This is a genomic window from Myxosarcina sp. GI1, assembly GCF_000756305.1.
Taxonomy (GTDB): Bacteria; Cyanobacteriota; Cyanobacteriia; order Cyanobacteriales; family Xenococcaceae; genus Myxosarcina.
Genome location: NZ_JRFE01000032.1, coordinates 26125 through 41309, shown reverse-complemented (window position 1 = coordinate 41309; position 15185 = coordinate 26125). Strand labels below are relative to the sequence as shown.

Genomic DNA, 15185 nt, shown 5'->3' with positions numbered 1-15185 from the left:
TTTAATTCGGGCTACAAAAAGATGTGGAACGACCGAGGTAGACAAATTGCTATTGCTATAAATCTCGAACAAGTTAAGTTAATTCAATATCTAGACGGGACGCAAGATACCAGTTCAAATGCTATTAAACCGATAAATCGAGGCATATTCGTTAACCCAACTTTAGATAAAAAGAAGTATTTATCGCTATTAAAAGTTTTTCATCCAGATGTCAGCAATTTAGACACCAAAGTTGCTACACAAATAGCTCAGACAATTATCAGTACCAAAGATGGTACGGTGAGAGTAACTAATCTTTGGAAAACTAATTACACAGCACGCTCAAATCAGAGCCAGCAGTCAGAGTCAAAAGCTAAAACTTCATCAGATTTTGACCAACGGTCAGCTGCAAGCCCTGGCGGCAACCGCCAGGGAACGGCTGATTCTTGGTGGAGAAAATACGGGTCGGTAAACCAGAGGCAAAAAAACGCTTCGGGTTCTGGCAATAATTCCGAGTCGAAATCAACCGCTAAAGAACGAAACTTTGAAACTTGGTTGGGTTACGTACCAAAGAGTTATTGGAACAAGTTTGGCAGCAAAGATACTTTTAGTCGAGATTATAGCGTAGAGTTCCGTATTTTCAAACGATGTTACTATGCCTATTTTGACACCGAACTAGAAATCGTGTTCCGAAGTCAATGGCTAGTAAGAGAAAGAATCGTAGCAATTCATCGCCATATTTTTCGCATTATTCATCAAGTCGATCTTTCTAAGTTAAACAAGAACGATTTGTGGTGTATCTGTGAGTTGGAAAGAATATCTTACAAGAAGACGGCGCGAAAAACCGATTTAGTTGATGATGTCTTGTTTCATTTGGTCGGTTTGTTTGTCGAGCGGGCAGAAGCAACCGACAAAGATAACTGGACATTATCTCTCAGACAGAACCAAACGTTGTGGAAGCACAAATTTATTTATCCTGACTATTATGGTAATTTCGAGCAGTTTTCTTCGGCTAATAGACAAGCTCGGACTAATACTGAGTCCTCATCACGTTCTTCGACCAGCGATTATCTTAACTGCGGTCAATATTTAAAGTTGAGAAACCGATGGTTAGAGCGCGACCAGTTCTTATATTTTTTGAACTTAACTAGGAAGACGGCACAACAACTACAGGTTCAAACATTCTCTAGCGATGGCTATCCTAGTTATCCCCTGGAGATACTAGAGTTAGCTTGGGAGAAGATGTCGCTGTAGCTGGAAAACTTCGTGTACCTCAAACCTTGAGTAAAAATTTATTCCAAATGTTAATCAAGTGGCAGTTGAAGCAGCAGTATAAGCTGTCTGTTTTGTAGTATATATGCAGTAACTAAGTTTTGAGTACAGTGAAGGGTGTGACTGAAGCTGAATGGCTGAAAACCATGCTAGTTATAAACGTGACGGATGTGACGGCAAATTTAAAAACTCATAATTAGCGTGATACCATTCGTACCGAAATAGAACTGCATTTTTATAACTGGATAAATATAAAAGAGTTTTGTTATTTACCGTCACGGTTATCGAACTAGATAAGCGCGATAAGCCAGGGCGCATAGCTTCGCAACGCCATTAATAAAGAATTCGCTAAAGGAAATGTAGCTCTAGCAGCAGGTGAAGCTAATATACCCCTTTTTCGATTAATTCTATAATATAGAAATAAAGGTATAAGGTGGAAAAATGCCTCTTAGTATTAAAGACAACAAAACAGATGCTTTRGTTCGTCAGCTAGCCGAATTGACGGGTGAGWCTATTACTGAAGCTGTCTTTGTAGCAGTCAAAGAACGGTTAGAGCGTTTGAAAACTTYTCRTTCTTCCTATTCTCTGGCTGAAGAACTCGATGCTATTGCCCAGCGWTGTGCTGCTTTACCCGTATTGGATTCTCGTTCGCCCGAAACAATAATCGGCTATGACGAAACAGGACTGCCTTAGCGTAATGGTAATTGACTCCTCAGCGTTAATAGCGATTTTTTGTGACGAACCAGAACGCCCCGATTTCAATCGCCAAATAGCAGCAGCTTCGCGTCGTCTTATTTCCACCGCTTCGGTTCTCGAAACTAGCATTGTTTTGGAAAACCGCTATGGGGAAGAAGCGTACCGAGAACTAGACTTCTTTTTACTCAAAGCAGCTATACATATCTATCCCTTTGATGCAGAGCAGTTAGAGATTGCCCGCCGTGCTTATCGACAATATGGTAAAGGACGGCGTGCGCTGGAGCGCACCGACTTTCGCAAAGCGAAAGGCGAGCCTCTCCAGAGGCTGGCAGGACTTAATTACGGGGACTGTTTTTCTTATGCTTTAGCCAAACATACTGGAGAACCTTTATTGTTTAAAGGCAACGACTTCAGCCAAACTGATATCGATTGCTGCTAATAAAAAARRAWWWYSRRGSSGKYSRRWTKKTKKTKGRRGRSSKTTSRRRWYYTWRWARWWARAAARWYKMMAAAARRAWKGSSRWWARSCWKRSSGCATGGCTGARTCTAKGACTTGCGTATGCTTCCGCAACGCCWWTGMYSAAAAAATTCGATAGAGTAAGAAAAATTACTTTACTTTATTGGGTRTCARTGATGGTGAATAAAWCYTCTTYGCYTSCTTCRACGARAAATAAAGCACAGAAACAAGWRCGGGGCAATAAAGTCTCTAGTCCCAAGAACAGTTYATCATCTAATTTAAAAGCCGAAAATACAAGCAAAACCCAACTTAAAACCTCTCAAAATCCCGAATCTAATAGTATTTTTCAAGCGATCGGAGTGCTTGAAGGTCTAGTAGCGGTTAAAAACGAGGAACAACTTACAGTTACCATAGAAGGGCAAACATACCGTTTGGGCTACACTGCTAAATCAAAGCAAAGATACAAAGCGTTGATAGAAGAAATCAAGTTTCAGGGCAGCAGCACTAAAAAGTTATCAGTGTATCCTCAAATTAGCTATAACAAAAAACAAGAAGGTTACAAAGTAGATTTTAATTTGGTAACGGTCGCGAACACAGAAGAAGCCAGAACCAGTATTTTTCAGGATTTAGCAGCAGGTCAGAGAGACTCCGCGCAGCGCGTCCGCGCAAACGCCGCAAGGCGGCTTTGAGCCGATAGGCTCTGCAAACGACGGAGCTGCCTCTGACTTCGTGAGTTTTATCTGTCGGGGTTTTGGCAGTATGTACCTTTCTTTGAGTCTCCAGTTATTGCAGTGTTGAGAAATTACAGTGACAAATTAGCTCAAACAGTAGAAAGAGTTGGGACTAAGAAAGCTAGGCAGATATTGAAGCCGAATTACATTCCTGTAGATTGGGCGGATTCATCAGTGGCAGCGTTTAAATACGATCCAGACCTTGAGAAAAAGCAGCAGATGCCCCGTTATTTCGTGCGAGTAAAAGCTAAATTTAGACCAGAGAATAACTGCTTTGAGACGATCGAACAGATTGGAAATAGCACAACTCAAGCACCAAAATATTTGAAGTAAGAACCTGTAAAAAGCTCTAATCAAGGGACATTATGAGCAGCAGAATAAGCTACTTGTTTTGTAGTATACATAAAATAAATAAGTTTTAACTACAGTGATAAGTATGATGGAATCGCAATAGCTAGAAACCTTGTCAGTTATGGATGTGATTGATGTGACGGCAAATTTAAAAACTTACAATTAGCAGTGTTACTTTAGCCAAAGTAACACTGCATTTTTATAGCTAGACAAAAATTTAAGGAAGTTTTGAATTTATCCATCACAGTCGTTTTTCACTGCTTCCAAATCGTTAAAATTAGCCAGAATAAAGTACAACCTTTTAAAACAAGTTAGAGCCAAATGAGTCGGGAAAAAACAGTTCAAGCAACAAAGACAGAACACTATAGAAAGTACACAGTCAAAGAACACGAACGGAAAATGTACGAACGAGAGTACAAGTTCGTCTGTAAAGGATGTGACCGTGTTGTAGAAAGAATGAGCTACGCAGTATGTTGTCCGAGCTACGGAAACGATTGTAATGGTAAATTATCTCAATGTCGGAGAAATCAATAATGTTGTCAGAAGAGTTACTAAAAGCGATTGAAAGCTTAGAAAGATTACAAGACCATTACCAAGACGAACATGAATATTATTTGGCTAAGGCGATGGAAGCTAAGGAACACCAAGAAAAAATCGAGGTATTACTACAAGATTTAGATAATCGAGAAAATTATCGCCTAGCTAGTTCTGAGGTTAGAGAGGGGTTGTCAAGTAAAGAAGCTTCGTTCTTTTGTAACCCCTCCGAAGATGAATCAACATTTCTGCGCCGAAGAAGAAAAAGAAAAGGATTGAATCTACTTGAAGGGCAGCCAGAAACAGCGAACGGGACAAACGGAGTAAAAAGTGAAGAAGATTTTCCAGATGATGAGCCTGAAATGATAAAGTTTGACTTTGGTTCACCTATCGACTCTACTGACTCTCAAAGTGAAACGGATAATTCAGAGCGAGAATTAGATTCGGTGGCTAGATTTCTAGAATTATCAAGAACCGTAGCGATTGAGGAAATATTTAAGTCAGAAGCTAATAAAACACTGCATCTGAGTTACATACAGAAGACACTAAACTCAAAACTAAACTTACAACTGAGCGTAGAAGCGGTAAAGCTGTATCTAGACCAAGCTATAGAGCAAGGCTATTGTCAATTAGATGTTTACGATTGGCTTTGCCAGTGCGCGTAGCGCAATCGCTCTTGCTATGTATCCAATGAGAACAAATCTAAATTGCCGATAGTTCAAAGAACGAGCGTGGAATATGCTGAGGGAACCTCAGCATTTCCGCTCGATGAAAGCGAAGTAACCAATTCTACTTCTCCTAACGACGATGTAGATTCTAATGGCAAGGTAATCTCTGAGATTAACCAAGTCGAACCAAAACGAGACAAAACTTCATCAACTAAATCAAAAGCAGTTAAAAGTACACAGCGTAAAAAGCTCTACAATTTACCACCGTCGAGTAAGTTGAAAGTAACTTTGCTGAAGACGGTAAAAGGATTTTTAGCAGAGCATAAACTTGATGTGTTTACATCACAGGACATCATCGATTATCTCTATTCCAAAAAACAACAATCAAACTGGTCAAAAGATCGAGTAACTAAAATACGTCAAGCGATCGGCAATGTGTTAGGAAGGGATAGTTATTTGGGAACGGAATGGGAAAGAGTCAAGCTTGGTACGTATCGGGCTTTAAATTAATCAAGATAAATGCGATCGCCCCCGACACTGGCTTGCACTAATCGCCAAAGTTTGAGCGGCAAAACTAACTACTTGTAAACGAATCATCAAGAGAAGATGAATTTTATCTTAGAGCGAGGAAAATCACTTTTCAGGTAGAAAGTCTAAGTCTAAAATTGAATCAATAAAAACTCTTATTATAAATACCGCTAGCTGTCTACGGCAAAAAGCTAGCTTATATTAAATTCGCACCCAGACTGTAACTCAGTCTGGGTGTTATGATTTGTAGGAAATTTGCGTTATTAAAGACTAAATTGTTGGTAGGAGCGATTGACAAGAATTGAGAGTAATAAGCCAGGAAGTAAGGCTTATACTTACGGTTACGTTCCGCTTACGCTACGGCTGCTCGGTATGTCTTAACAAATCTAATTAGGTGTATTTACAAATAACCGCTTTTTTTGATAGATATAAAAGTAGTCTTTTGTATATTCAGTGTAGTAATAGTTGACTTCAAAATAAAAGCAATCGGGAGAGATTTATGAGCACATCTATCAATCTTTCAGATCTAGATGGCAGCAACGGCTTTGTAATTAATGGTATAGGCGATGGCGATCGCTCTGGTACTTCAGTTAGCAATGCAGGAGATGTCAACGGCGACGGCATCGATGACATTATCATTGGTGCACCTGATGCTGGTGAACGAACAGTTGTAGGCAATTATAATCGATACACTACTGGCGGGGAAAGCTACGTTGTCTTTGGCAGTAGCAGTATCGGTAGTGACGATGGTATCGACTTAAGCTCTTTAGATGGTAGTAACGGTTTTGTTTTAGAAGGAAACAATGGCGATCGCTTTGGTACTTCAGTTAGCAGTGCAGGGGATGTCAATGGTGATGGTATCGAAGACATCATTATTGGCGCACCAGGAACCTATGACTACTCGAACGATACTGGTGGAGAAGGAAAAAGCTATGTAGTTTTTGGAGGGACAGAAATTGGCAGTAGCGGCAATCTAAAATTAGAAATTCTAGATGGTAGTAATGGCTTTGTAATTAATGGTGTCGACCCAGATGATAATTCTGGTCGTTCTGTTAGTAATGCAGGCGATGTCAACGGTGATGGCTTCGACGATTTAATTATTGGCGCACCTAACGCTACTGGCATAGCAACAACTTATAATTCTGCCAGTAATTCCTATGATTATGTTGACGACGAATATCTCAACAATGGAGAGAGCTATGTAGTGTTCGGCGGCAGTAATCTAGGCAGCGATAGTAAGATAAATCTAGGTTCACTCAATGGCAGCAATGGCTTTGTGCTTCAAGGAATTGATGGCACCAATAAATTTGCTAGTAGAATTGAAATTAATTACGATTTAGACCGCTTTGGATTTTCAGTTAGCGGTGCGGGGGATGTCAACGGCGATGGCTTTGACGATCTGATTATTGGCGCACCTGGTATTGCTAGATATGATGGTTCTGGTGGCGGTGAAGGAGAAACTTATGTGGTGTTCGGCGGCAGTAATCTAGGCAGCGGTGGAGCGTTCGCTGTAGATGCCATCGACGGCAATAATGGCTTGGTTCTAGATGCTGCCAATATATACTCTGATTCCTCCATAAACTATTTCGGTGAAATCTATTTTGGTTTTTCAGTTAGCAATGCGGGAGATGTCAACGGCGACAGTTTTGACGATCTATTTATCGGTGCGGCTTTTAGTGCAGTTTCACGTGGAGGAACCAGCCTCACAGAGTCGGGAAAGGGCTACGTCATATTTGGTGGAAATGAATTTGAAGATAGCGGCGTTTTACACCCTAATGCACTTGATGGCAGTAATGGTTTTACTCTAGAAAGTAGTGAAGAAGGCAATCTCTTAGGTAGGGCGGTAAGTAATGCTGGAGATGTTAACGGCGATGGTTTTGACGATCTAATTATTGGTGCTCCCGATGGTGGAGCATTCAACATGAATGGCTATTTTTATCCAGGTAGTGGTTCTGGTACGAGTTATGTCGTGTTTGGTAGTGATGAAGTTGGCAGCGAAGGGACGATCGATGTAGACGTTCTTAATAGTAATGACGGCATAATTTTAGAGGGCATTGAAAAAGGAGACAGAGAAACCTTTGATAATGGCGATCGCTCGGGGTATTCTGTAAGCAGTGCAGGTGATGTTAATGACGATGGTATAGATGACCTAATTATTGGTGCGCCTTTTGCCGATCTTGACGGCAATAACCAGACTGGAGAGACATATGTAGTCTTCGGCTTCTCAACACCGACTGAAGACATTGTCGGAACTGCTGGCAATGATTCTCTTATCGGCACGTTCAGTAACGATACGATTAATGGTTTGGTAGGCAATGACACCATCATAGGCAATGGTAGTCAGGATACTTTTATTATTAACGCAGGAGATGGTACTGACACCATTACTGATTTTGGCGGCGTAGGAAAAGGCATTAATCCACCTCAAGAGATTATCAATGAAGTAGATACAATACAGTTTGTCGGCGATAGGCTTACTGCCAAAAATTTAATTCTCACTCAAAAAAACAAGGCTCTCGAAATTACGTTTGAAGGAGTAGAAAATACGACACTTGTTCTGTCGGATTTTAATTTCGAACAGTTAGATAACCTACCTTCGGGTCTTGGTAACATTCTTTTTGACGGGCAACAGGAAATCAGAGATAGTTTCGATGTCGTCAATGCTGCTCAAAAACCTAGCAGAGTATTTCGTCCTAATACAGTTACTTTTCTCAATGACTTAGACAATATAACTAGTGGCTTGAAAAATTCTGATGATGTAATCAACGCTCAGGGAGGAAACGATATTCTGCTCGGTCGTTCTGGAGATGATGTGCTACGAGGTGGCAATGGTAACGATCGTTTGCTAGATGGTGATGCGGGTAATGACCTACTAGACGGTGGTGAAGGTAATGACGGTCTGTTTGGCGGCACTGGAAAAGACAGATTCGTGCTGAGAAAGGGACAAGGAATAGATACTATTTTTGATTTTCAAGATGGTATAGACTCATTAGTGCTAGCTGATGGTTTAGAATTCGAGCATATTAAAATTGGAACGAATCAGGACAAGACTACAATTAGCGTATCCGAGACTAAGGAAACGCTAGCATCTTTGGTAGGAATACGCGCTACTGAAATTACTCTTGATGATTTTACAACGATGAGCTCTTGAAGGTTTTGAAAAATAAAGGCAATAGAAAATCCAGATAGTAGTAATCCCTAAAAGTAAGCTTGCAATTGAGAGAAATCTCAACAACCAGTAATGCACTTCCCARAGCGGTCAAACTCCATTGTTCGTCCGCTCAAGGGAACATATACTGGTATCTCGGTTGCTTGAATAAATTCGTCTGTCTTCGTACCAGGAATCACTTTTCCTCCTTCTGTAGCTGCTTCTTTGGACCAGTAGTAAAAGTATATATCTCGGTTGAACCCCTTAATCACCGTTATAAAAACTGCCAATATACCAATAGTTGTGATCTGCAAAATTTGTATATAGAATAATRACTATGGCARATAATATTGTATAGACTAAAGCCTATAACAAAAATACAGTTAATCATTTAACACTTAATACTAAAATACTACAAATCTTTTATTTAGTATCGCTAAAAAGTTTTTGCTCCATAAATATCGAGCGATCGTACTGCAATGCGATCGCTTTTTTTTGGGGTATGGCAACGATTAAAGACACATACGATAACATAGACAATGAGCCAACATTCTTGGTTGATTAATCGCACTGCCGTCTTGGCAACCAAGCATCAAAAAGAACAAGTAATTGCTCCACTTTTTGCACGAGAATTTGGAGTTAAAGTAATAGTACCAGCTAATTTTAATAGCGATCGCTTTGGGACATTTACTAGGGATATTCCCAGAGCAGGTAATCAATTAGAAGCAGCACGACATAAAGCAGAAGCAGTTTTAAAACTGACAGGAGAGACTCTAGCTATAGCTAGTGAAGGGGCATTTTATCCCCATCCCAGCTTTCCTTTTATCGGCTGCGATCGGGAATTAATTTTATTATTAGATCGTGCTAATAATCTAGAAATAGTAGGAGAAGAACTATCAATCAAAAGTAATTATAATCATCGATATATAAAAAGTAGCGCAGAAGCCTTGGTATTTGCTCAAGAAGTGGGCTTTCCCGAGCATGGTTTAGTAGTCATGTCTGACCCCTATACCCAGAAGCAAGAAGAAATTTTTAAAGGAATAAATCAAACAGAAACTTTAATTCAAATAGTCAATTATCTTCTACAAAAAAAATCCCAAGATACAGTTTACCTGGAAACTGATATGCGAGCAATGTTCGATCCCACTCGTATGCAGGTAATTGCCCAAGCTACCTTGAATTTGATTCAAAAAATTGGTCAATTATGCCCTCAATGTTCTTGTCCAGGATTCGATCTCATCGAACGAAAACAAGGTTTGATATGTTGTTGGTGTCATACTCCTACTAACTTAACCTTAGCTGAAATATATCAATGTCAAAAATGCCAATTTCAAGAAACTAAAATGTATCCCCAAGGTAAAAAATTTGCCGAGCCTGGTAATTGTTCATACTGCAACCCTTAGTATTTAATGAATTACATTATTGTTAGTTTAAACAAACACTTAGTTTTGGAGTCAATATTGTAATCTCTCTTTCAATTTTGTATACCTCTGCTGCTGCTTGACCTGCTTCACTGCTATGGCGATCGCCTTCTCCGAACCAATAATCAACGCTAGCTTTTTAGCTCTAGTTAAACCAGTGTAAAACAGGTTACGGGAGAGCATAACGTAGTGTTGAGTATACAGAGGCAGAATAACTAAGGGATATTCGCTTCCTTGAGATTTATGAATACTGGTTGCCCAAGCTAGAGTAATTTCATTCAAGTCGGCATAGTCATAGGTTGCGTCTCTGCCATCAAAATCGATGGTGACTTCCTTCTCGGTTTTATCAATTGCCCTGACTATGCCCAAGTCACCGTTAAACACCTCTTTGTTGTAGTCGTTTTTCAGTTGCATGACGCGATCGCCTATTCGTAGAATACTATCGCCCCTGACTAATTCTTCTTTGTACTCAGCAGCAGGATTAATTAGCTGTTGCAATACTCCGTTAAGATTGCGAGTTCCGACTACACCGCGAGTCATAGGACACAAGACCTGAACATCAGTGGCAGCATTAAAACCAGCTTTTGGAACGTAATGCTCGATTAAGTCACAGATAGTCTGTACGCCATGTTCTGGTTCTGTTCCTCCTGAATGCCAGAGACAGTCGGAGGTTGCCGTCATACTGACTGGTTCTAGTTTGGGAATCCGACCATTATTAATTTGGTGGGCAGTACGAACGATCGCACTTTCGGCAGCTTGTCTAAATACTTGAGTTAGACGCACGACGGGAATTTGTTGGGAGGCGATTAAGTCTCTGAGGACGTTCCCTGGTCCGACTGAGGGAAGTTGGTCAATATCTCCAACCATAAGTAGCAAAGAGTCTTTGGGTAAAGCTTTTAGTATGGAATGAGCCATAAACAAATCGACCATGCTACATTCATCTACCACTAAAGCATCACAGTCTAAAGGACTGTCGGTATCGCGTTTAAAGCCCATCTTAGAAGGGTCAAATTCTAGCAGTCGATGTAAAGTCTTAGCTTCAATTCCCGTCATTTCAGTTAGTCGTTTCGCTGCCCTGCCAGTAGGCGCACCTGCCTGAAGCTTTTTACCCATTGCTTTCCAGAGCTTAACAATGGTGTTAACTGAAAAGGTTTTACCTGTACCAGGGTTGCCTGTGAGAATCAGCACTCTTTCTCTCGCTGCTGTCTCTACTGCTTGGTATTGTTGGGAGGATAAAACGATCTTTTTGACGGCAGTAAATCGGTCAATCCAGTTATTGACACGCTCTCTATCTACATCGGGTTTGGTTTCTAGTTTTTGTTTTAACAGTTTGGCTAGATGCTGTTCGGAGTGGTAGAAACTTGGTTTGTAGTAAAGTATTTCTTCGTCTATTTCTTTAATTAGCTGTTGTTCTGTGACCATCTCTGAGAGAATGCCCGCGATCGCTGTTTCATCTGCTTGATGTCCGTCTGCCGTCAGTAACTCTCTAGTAAAGGGAATAAGCTCACTTTCAGGTAGATAACAATGTCCGTCTTCAGAAGCTTTACTCAAAACATGGAGAACACCAGCCCGATAGCGAAATTTAGAGTAAGGGGATACTCCTACTTTGACGGCAATCTTATCGGCAGTGAGAAAACCAATACCAAAGATATCGATCGCTAACTGATAGGGATTGGTTGTAACTGTAGCGATCGCACTATCGCCGTACTGTTTGTAAATCTTGACGGCATAAGTAGTAGAGACACCGTGACTGGAGAGAAATACCATGACATCTTTAATCAATTTCTGCTCCTCCCAGGTACTCTGAATCATGGCGATGCGTTTCTTGGCGATGCCTGGAACTTCACTCAGACGATGGATTTGGTTTTCGATGATGTCTAATGTTTCTAAGCCAAAGTGGTTCACTATTCTTTTAGCGGTGACTTTTCCAACCCCTTTAATCAAACCGCTACCAAGATATTTCTCAATTCCTGTCAGTGTAGCTGGTTTGGTTTCCTTGTAATAAACTACTTCAAACTGCGAACCATAGTTCGGGTGTTCCTTCCATGTTCCCTGTAGCTGTAGTGTCTGTCCTGCCTGAAGGTTGGCGAAGCTGCCGACGATAGTAGTTAGTTTATTTACATTGCCCGTGTTCAATCGTGCTACTGTATAGCCCGATTCTTCCGAGTGAAAGGTAATTCTCTCAATTACTCCAGTCAGTGTAGATATAGGTGTGGTAGCAGCAGGTGATGACATAGAACAATAGTTCTCTTTTGTAACTCAAAGTTAGTTTATCAAGATTTATAGCGATCGCCTCTAGTAGTGGCAAAGCCCAATCGCACTTGTCAGAATTTGTCGTTTACTATTTAAACACATCCAGCTTTAAAGCCTGTGGTTCTCCCATCCAAGACGCATAAGCRGTGTGGTCTAGAAGATCGTTACCAGATAGAGGATGAATTAAAATTGTCAGACCGTTTCTATTTAATGCCAGCCAAGTCAGTAAATCGGTATGTTGGTTAAGGTCGAAGGCTAGCTGACAACTCCAGCAGGGATGAGGACCAATAGGTCTATGGTGCATCCGTCCGACTTTTACCCCAAATCTTTTACCAGCTTCCTCACATAAAGCTTTGGCTGGCTCGACGGTAGATTCATCAAAATAGACATGGGCGTGATACTTTTCAATCGAACTGGTGTCTTGAAATTCCATTTTTAATTCTCCCTTAGCAGTTCTGGTCTACGGAACTATAGCGATTGCAATTGTCTAAGTGTTAATGTTCTGTTTGATTTTAGAGTCCAAGCTGATGGACGCACAGAAAAAGTGTTATTTTCTGTATCTTTAACTACTTTTAACCTCTCTATTCATCAAGATCGCATAACATGATCTTATAGTTGTTCTTTAGTTAATCCAGCAGCACGAATTATGTCTACTCAAGATGAAACTCGGAAATTGATGGCAAAAGAAAGACAGCATAGGGAACATTTGAAAGAAAATATCTTAGGTCGTACCGTCGAAGAAGTTAAAGCTCATCTAAAAAATGAAATAACCGACGAGCAAGCCAGAGAATTAATAACTCGCGAACGGCAACACGAGCAACATCTTAAAGAAAATCTGTCAGGTCGTGCCACAGAAGAAGTTAAAGCTCATCTAAAAAATGAAATAACCGACGAGCAAGCCAGAGAATTAATAACTCGCGAACGACAACATGAGCAACATCTTAAAGAAAATCTGTCAGGTCGTGCCACAGAAGAATTTAACAAGTAGCTTCCTGCCGACATCGAAAAGTGGCTACTATGTGGTTTGAGGAATAATATTGGTTGAAGAATTTAGGAAAATTAGAGCGGATCGCCTAAAAATTCGATGCGATTGCTCATCTCTTCAATTGCAGCTTGCCAATGATCGAGTTTTGTTGAACTAGGAATTTCATAACCTTCACATTCCCGTATTTCCTCATCAGCTTCTAGGTATCTTTGCTCAAAATTATTCAGTTTTCCTCGGATTAGTTCTAGTTTTTCTGTAAGTTCCAAGATACTATCTGATAGCTCTACGACGGGATATAGTTCTTCTGGATATTCTTTATCCTCTTGTTTTATTCCGATATTTATCAGTTGGGTAGACCGATTACGTTGTTGGCAGACCGTCTGGCAGGATACGGTTATGTGGTTGCCGTACCAGAAATCTTTCATCGAACCGAACCCATCGGTTCTGCGATCGAACCAGATGATTTGGGTCGGATGCGCGGTAATGATAATGCTCGACGCACTGCGATCTCCGAATACGATGCAGATGGGCTGGCGGTTCTAGAATGGCTCAAGTCAGAAAATAATGTGGCATCTGGAAAACTGGGTGCATTGGGCTTCTGTATTGGCGGACATTTAGCCTTTCACGCCGCTTTTGGGGTCAGGTGAAAGCTACCGTGTGCTGCTATTTTACTGGAATCCATAGCGGTAAGTTAGGGCGAGGAGTAGCCGATAGCATCGAGCGCGTTGGTGAGATTGAGGGTGAATTACTGACTGTGTTTGGTAGTCTCGATCCTCACGTTCCCCCTGAAGGTCGCGAGACGATTTTACAAGCTTTAGACAAAGTAAACGTGCGCCATGAAACACTGTTGTATGAAGCTAACCATACTTTTATGCGAGATGATGGCTATCGATACGACCCTGTAGCGACAGATGATGCTTGGGTCAAGATTACTGACTTCTTAAAGCGCGTTATGAGTTGAAGGCTTTTGTTTGATGCGATCGCTCGATTTTGCTTAGTGCTTTTATTAAAATATCTGATGCTTCTTCTCGTTCTAATTGCGATTGCCACAGTCTTTCAGCTTCGGGATTAGCTTGCAGTAGTTCTCGAACTAGCGATCGCACCAGTGGTCATGTGACCCGCTCCGTTCCAAGCCCATGCTGGTGATGGTACAGAGAGGAAAGAGAAAACTAACAAACATAAAATAATTAAATGTTTTATCATTAACTACTTAATTAAATACGGTTGGTAGAAGTATCAACGCTATAGGAAAAAGTTAATTGTCGAGAGAAGCTATTATTGCCAAGATAGAAATTACAACAGCAATACCGATGACAACTAAAGCAAAATCGCCAAGCAATATTGTAGCGTGTATAGCTTGCGTAATTAGTTCATTATGTTTATTAGATAGCTGTGGTTTATTTTGTATTTCCATGAACCAAAAAAGCCAGCAAAGAGCGAACGCCAACAAAATCAAAAAGTGGCTCTTTGCTGCTGCCGAACTTAGCAACAAAGAAACTATCTTTGCTCTACCCATTACTCGCTTAACCAGCATCAAAAGTCTCTGCACTGATGAAATTACAGCACAACAGTTTGCTCTTTACCTTTCCCAACGAGTGCAGCAGGAAATGAATCAAGCCGAATCTCCATCCGAACTTACTTCTGAAGAATGGTCAACTCACAAAAACCTCGTGGCTGATGCGATTGCTTTACAAGAGAGCTATTTAGCAGTACCTACCGATGAAGAAAAACAATCTATCTGGAGGTTGCTAAAACAGATTGATAGTTGGCAAGGGGATGATTATCGTAACGTTCATTGGACTACAGTGCATTTTGTCCGCAGTGGTTATCTACTCAAGTTAGATTATGCTTTGCGCTGTTTTGTCGAACGAGATTTTGCTTGCTGGGTTTATAAACTGGCTAGAGAATATGTAGAACGCTATCAACCAAGTTATGGTTCGGGGTTAATTCCTGACTCGGTTCCGATGTTATTAGAAATAGCTGAGTTTTGGTGTTGGTACTATTTTGATTGCTCTTTGAGAAAAAAGTTTCCTCAAGAACTAATTGAAATTAACCAGGAGCAAAGCTAAATAAAAGCCAATCGTGTTAAACTACCAATCTTAGCAATACTGCTGAAGTTTTGATCTTAGTATCCCATAACAATTGCTTCTCCACTTCCCTAT

17 protein-coding genes and 1 pseudogene are annotated in these 15185 nt (G+C 40.6%); 12 read left to right on the top strand and 6 right to left on the bottom strand.

The window, feature by feature from the left end; all coding sequences use genetic code 11:
• Positions 1–21: 21 nt before the first annotated feature.
• The 8 genes from KV40_RS23380 (at position 22) to KV40_RS23345 (ending at position 8367) form a co-directional block, all read left to right on the top strand.
• On the top strand, positions 22–1233 hold the full coding sequence (locus KV40_RS23380) for a hypothetical protein (RefSeq protein WP_036486550.1): 1212 nt from the start codon (positions 22–24) through the stop codon (positions 1231–1233).
• Between the two features lie 459 nt (positions 1234–1692).
• On the top strand, positions 1693–1944 hold the full coding sequence (locus KV40_RS23375; protein ID WP_036486548.1) for a type II toxin-antitoxin system VapB family antitoxin: 252 nt from the start codon (positions 1693–1695) through the stop codon (positions 1942–1944).
• Positions 1922–2386 carry a type II toxin-antitoxin system VapC family toxin gene (locus tag KV40_RS23370; RefSeq protein WP_253274365.1) on the top strand — a complete coding sequence of 155 codons (465 nt, stop codon included), beginning with the start codon at positions 1922–1924 and terminating at the stop codon, positions 2384–2386. The genes KV40_RS23375 and KV40_RS23370 overlap by 23 nt, the downstream gene beginning before the upstream one ends.
• 377 nt (positions 2387–2763) lie before the next feature.
• Positions 2764–3093: a hypothetical protein gene (locus KV40_RS35190; protein WP_156114143.1), complete on the top strand. Its 330-nt coding sequence runs from the start codon at positions 2764–2766 to the stop codon at positions 3091–3093.
• A 174-nt stretch (positions 3094–3267) separates the two neighbouring features.
• The gene (locus KV40_RS23360; protein WP_156114142.1) at positions 3268–3468 is read left to right on the top strand and encodes a hypothetical protein; all 201 of its coding nucleotides are present in this window, start codon (positions 3268–3270) and stop codon (positions 3466–3468) included.
• 533 nt (positions 3469–4001) lie between these two features.
• Entirely contained in the window at positions 4002–4685 is a 684-nt protein-coding gene (locus KV40_RS23355) for a hypothetical protein (protein WP_036486540.1), read from the top strand.
• Between the two features lie 42 nt (positions 4686–4727).
• Complete coding sequence (locus tag KV40_RS23350; protein ID WP_156114141.1) at positions 4728–5198, top strand: hypothetical protein; 471 nt, start codon at positions 4728–4730, stop codon at positions 5196–5198.
• Positions 5199–5715: 517 nt separating this feature from the next.
• Entirely contained in the window at positions 5716–8367 is a 2652-nt protein-coding gene (locus KV40_RS23345) for an S-layer family protein (RefSeq protein WP_052055873.1), read from the top strand.
• 77 nt (positions 8368–8444) lie between these two features.
• Here the strand turns inward: KV40_RS23345 and KV40_RS23340 are convergent, their stop codons facing one another.
• Complete coding sequence (locus KV40_RS23340) at positions 8445–8678, bottom strand: hypothetical protein (RefSeq protein WP_156114140.1); 234 nt, start codon at positions 8676–8678, stop codon at positions 8445–8447.
• A gap of 225 nt (positions 8679–8903) precedes the next feature.
• On the opposite strand from KV40_RS23340, the gene KV40_RS23335 reads away from it, so the two are divergent.
• A complete protein-coding gene (locus KV40_RS23335) occupies positions 8904–9767 on the top strand; it encodes a DUF6671 family protein (RefSeq protein WP_036486537.1) in 864 nt (287 codons plus the stop codon).
• Between the two features lie 51 nt (positions 9768–9818).
• Here the strand turns inward: KV40_RS23335 and KV40_RS23330 are convergent, their stop codons facing one another.
• Entirely contained in the window at positions 9819–12020 is a 2202-nt protein-coding gene (locus KV40_RS23330) for an ATP-dependent RecD-like DNA helicase (protein ID WP_036486536.1), read from the bottom strand.
• A gap of 106 nt (positions 12021–12126) precedes the next feature.
• Positions 12127–12471, bottom strand: coding sequence for a DOPA 4,5-dioxygenase family protein (locus tag KV40_RS23325; protein WP_036486535.1), 345 nt, complete (start codon positions 12469–12471; stop codon positions 12127–12129).
• Between the two features lie 213 nt (positions 12472–12684).
• On the opposite strand from KV40_RS23325, the gene KV40_RS36335 reads away from it, so the two are divergent.
• Entirely contained in the window at positions 12685–13026 is a 342-nt protein-coding gene (locus tag KV40_RS36335) for a hypothetical protein (protein ID WP_072013883.1), read from the top strand.
• Between the two features lie 71 nt (positions 13027–13097).
• Here the strand turns inward: KV40_RS36335 and KV40_RS35185 are convergent, their stop codons facing one another.
• The gene (locus KV40_RS35185; RefSeq protein ID WP_156114139.1) at positions 13098–13448 is read right to left on the bottom strand and encodes a hypothetical protein; all 351 of its coding nucleotides are present in this window, start codon (positions 13446–13448) and stop codon (positions 13098–13100) included.
• Between KV40_RS35185 and KV40_RS37415 the strand changes: the two are divergent.
• Positions 13344–13984: pseudogene (locus KV40_RS37415) on the top strand (dienelactone hydrolase family protein); the annotation flags it as partial. The gene KV40_RS35185 and the pseudogene KV40_RS37415 sit on opposite strands and share 105 nt — an antisense overlap.
• Here KV40_RS37415 and KV40_RS35180 read toward each other — a convergent pair.
• Positions 13974–14126 (bottom strand): hypothetical protein, encoded by a 153-nt coding sequence (locus KV40_RS35180; protein ID WP_156114138.1) that lies wholly within the window; start codon positions 14124–14126, stop codon positions 13974–13976. The pseudogene KV40_RS37415 and the gene KV40_RS35180 sit on opposite strands and share 11 nt — an antisense overlap.
• Entirely contained in the window at positions 14092–14226 is a 135-nt protein-coding gene (locus KV40_RS37035) for a hypothetical protein (RefSeq protein WP_256381162.1), read from the bottom strand. Before KV40_RS37035 ends, KV40_RS35180 begins: the two co-directional genes overlap by 35 nt.
• A 107-nt stretch (positions 14227–14333) precedes the next feature.
• On the opposite strand from KV40_RS37035, the gene KV40_RS23305 reads away from it, so the two are divergent.
• The gene (locus KV40_RS23305) at positions 14334–15092 is read left to right on the top strand and encodes a hypothetical protein (RefSeq protein ID WP_216595685.1); all 759 of its coding nucleotides are present in this window, start codon (positions 14334–14336) and stop codon (positions 15090–15092) included.
• The last annotated feature ends 93 nt before the right edge of the window (positions 15093–15185 follow it).

Coding starts and splice junctions, on each gene's coding strand:
- KV40_RS23380 (WP_036486550.1), top strand. CDS start 22: ATGTGGAACGACCGAGGTAGACAAATTGCTATTGCTATAAATCTCGAA.
- KV40_RS23370 (WP_253274365.1), top strand. CDS start 1,922: ATGACGAAACAGGACTGCCTTAGCGTAATGGTAATTGACTCCTCAGCG.
- KV40_RS23355 (WP_036486540.1), top strand. CDS start 4,002: ATGTCGGAGAAATCAATAATGTTGTCAGAAGAGTTACTAAAAGCGATT.
- KV40_RS23345 (WP_052055873.1), top strand. CDS start 5,716: ATGAGCACATCTATCAATCTTTCAGATCTAGATGGCAGCAACGGCTTT.
- KV40_RS23335 (WP_036486537.1), top strand. CDS start 8,904: ATGAGCCAACATTCTTGGTTGATTAATCGCACTGCCGTCTTGGCAACC.
- KV40_RS23330 (WP_036486536.1), bottom strand. CDS start 12,020: ATGTCATCACCTGCTGCTACCACACCTATATCTACACTGACTGGAGTA.
- KV40_RS36335 (WP_072013883.1), top strand. CDS start 12,685: ATGTCTACTCAAGATGAAACTCGGAAATTGATGGCAAAAGAAAGACAG.
- KV40_RS35185 (WP_156114139.1), bottom strand. CDS start 13,448: ATGAAAGATTTCTGGTACGGCAACCACATAACCGTATCCTGCCAGACG.
- KV40_RS37035 (WP_256381162.1), bottom strand. CDS start 14,226: ATGATAAAACATTTAATTATTTTATGTTTGTTAGTTTTCTCTTTCCTC.
- KV40_RS23305 (WP_216595685.1), top strand. CDS start 14,334: ATGACAACTAAAGCAAAATCGCCAAGCAATATTGTAGCGTGTATAGCT.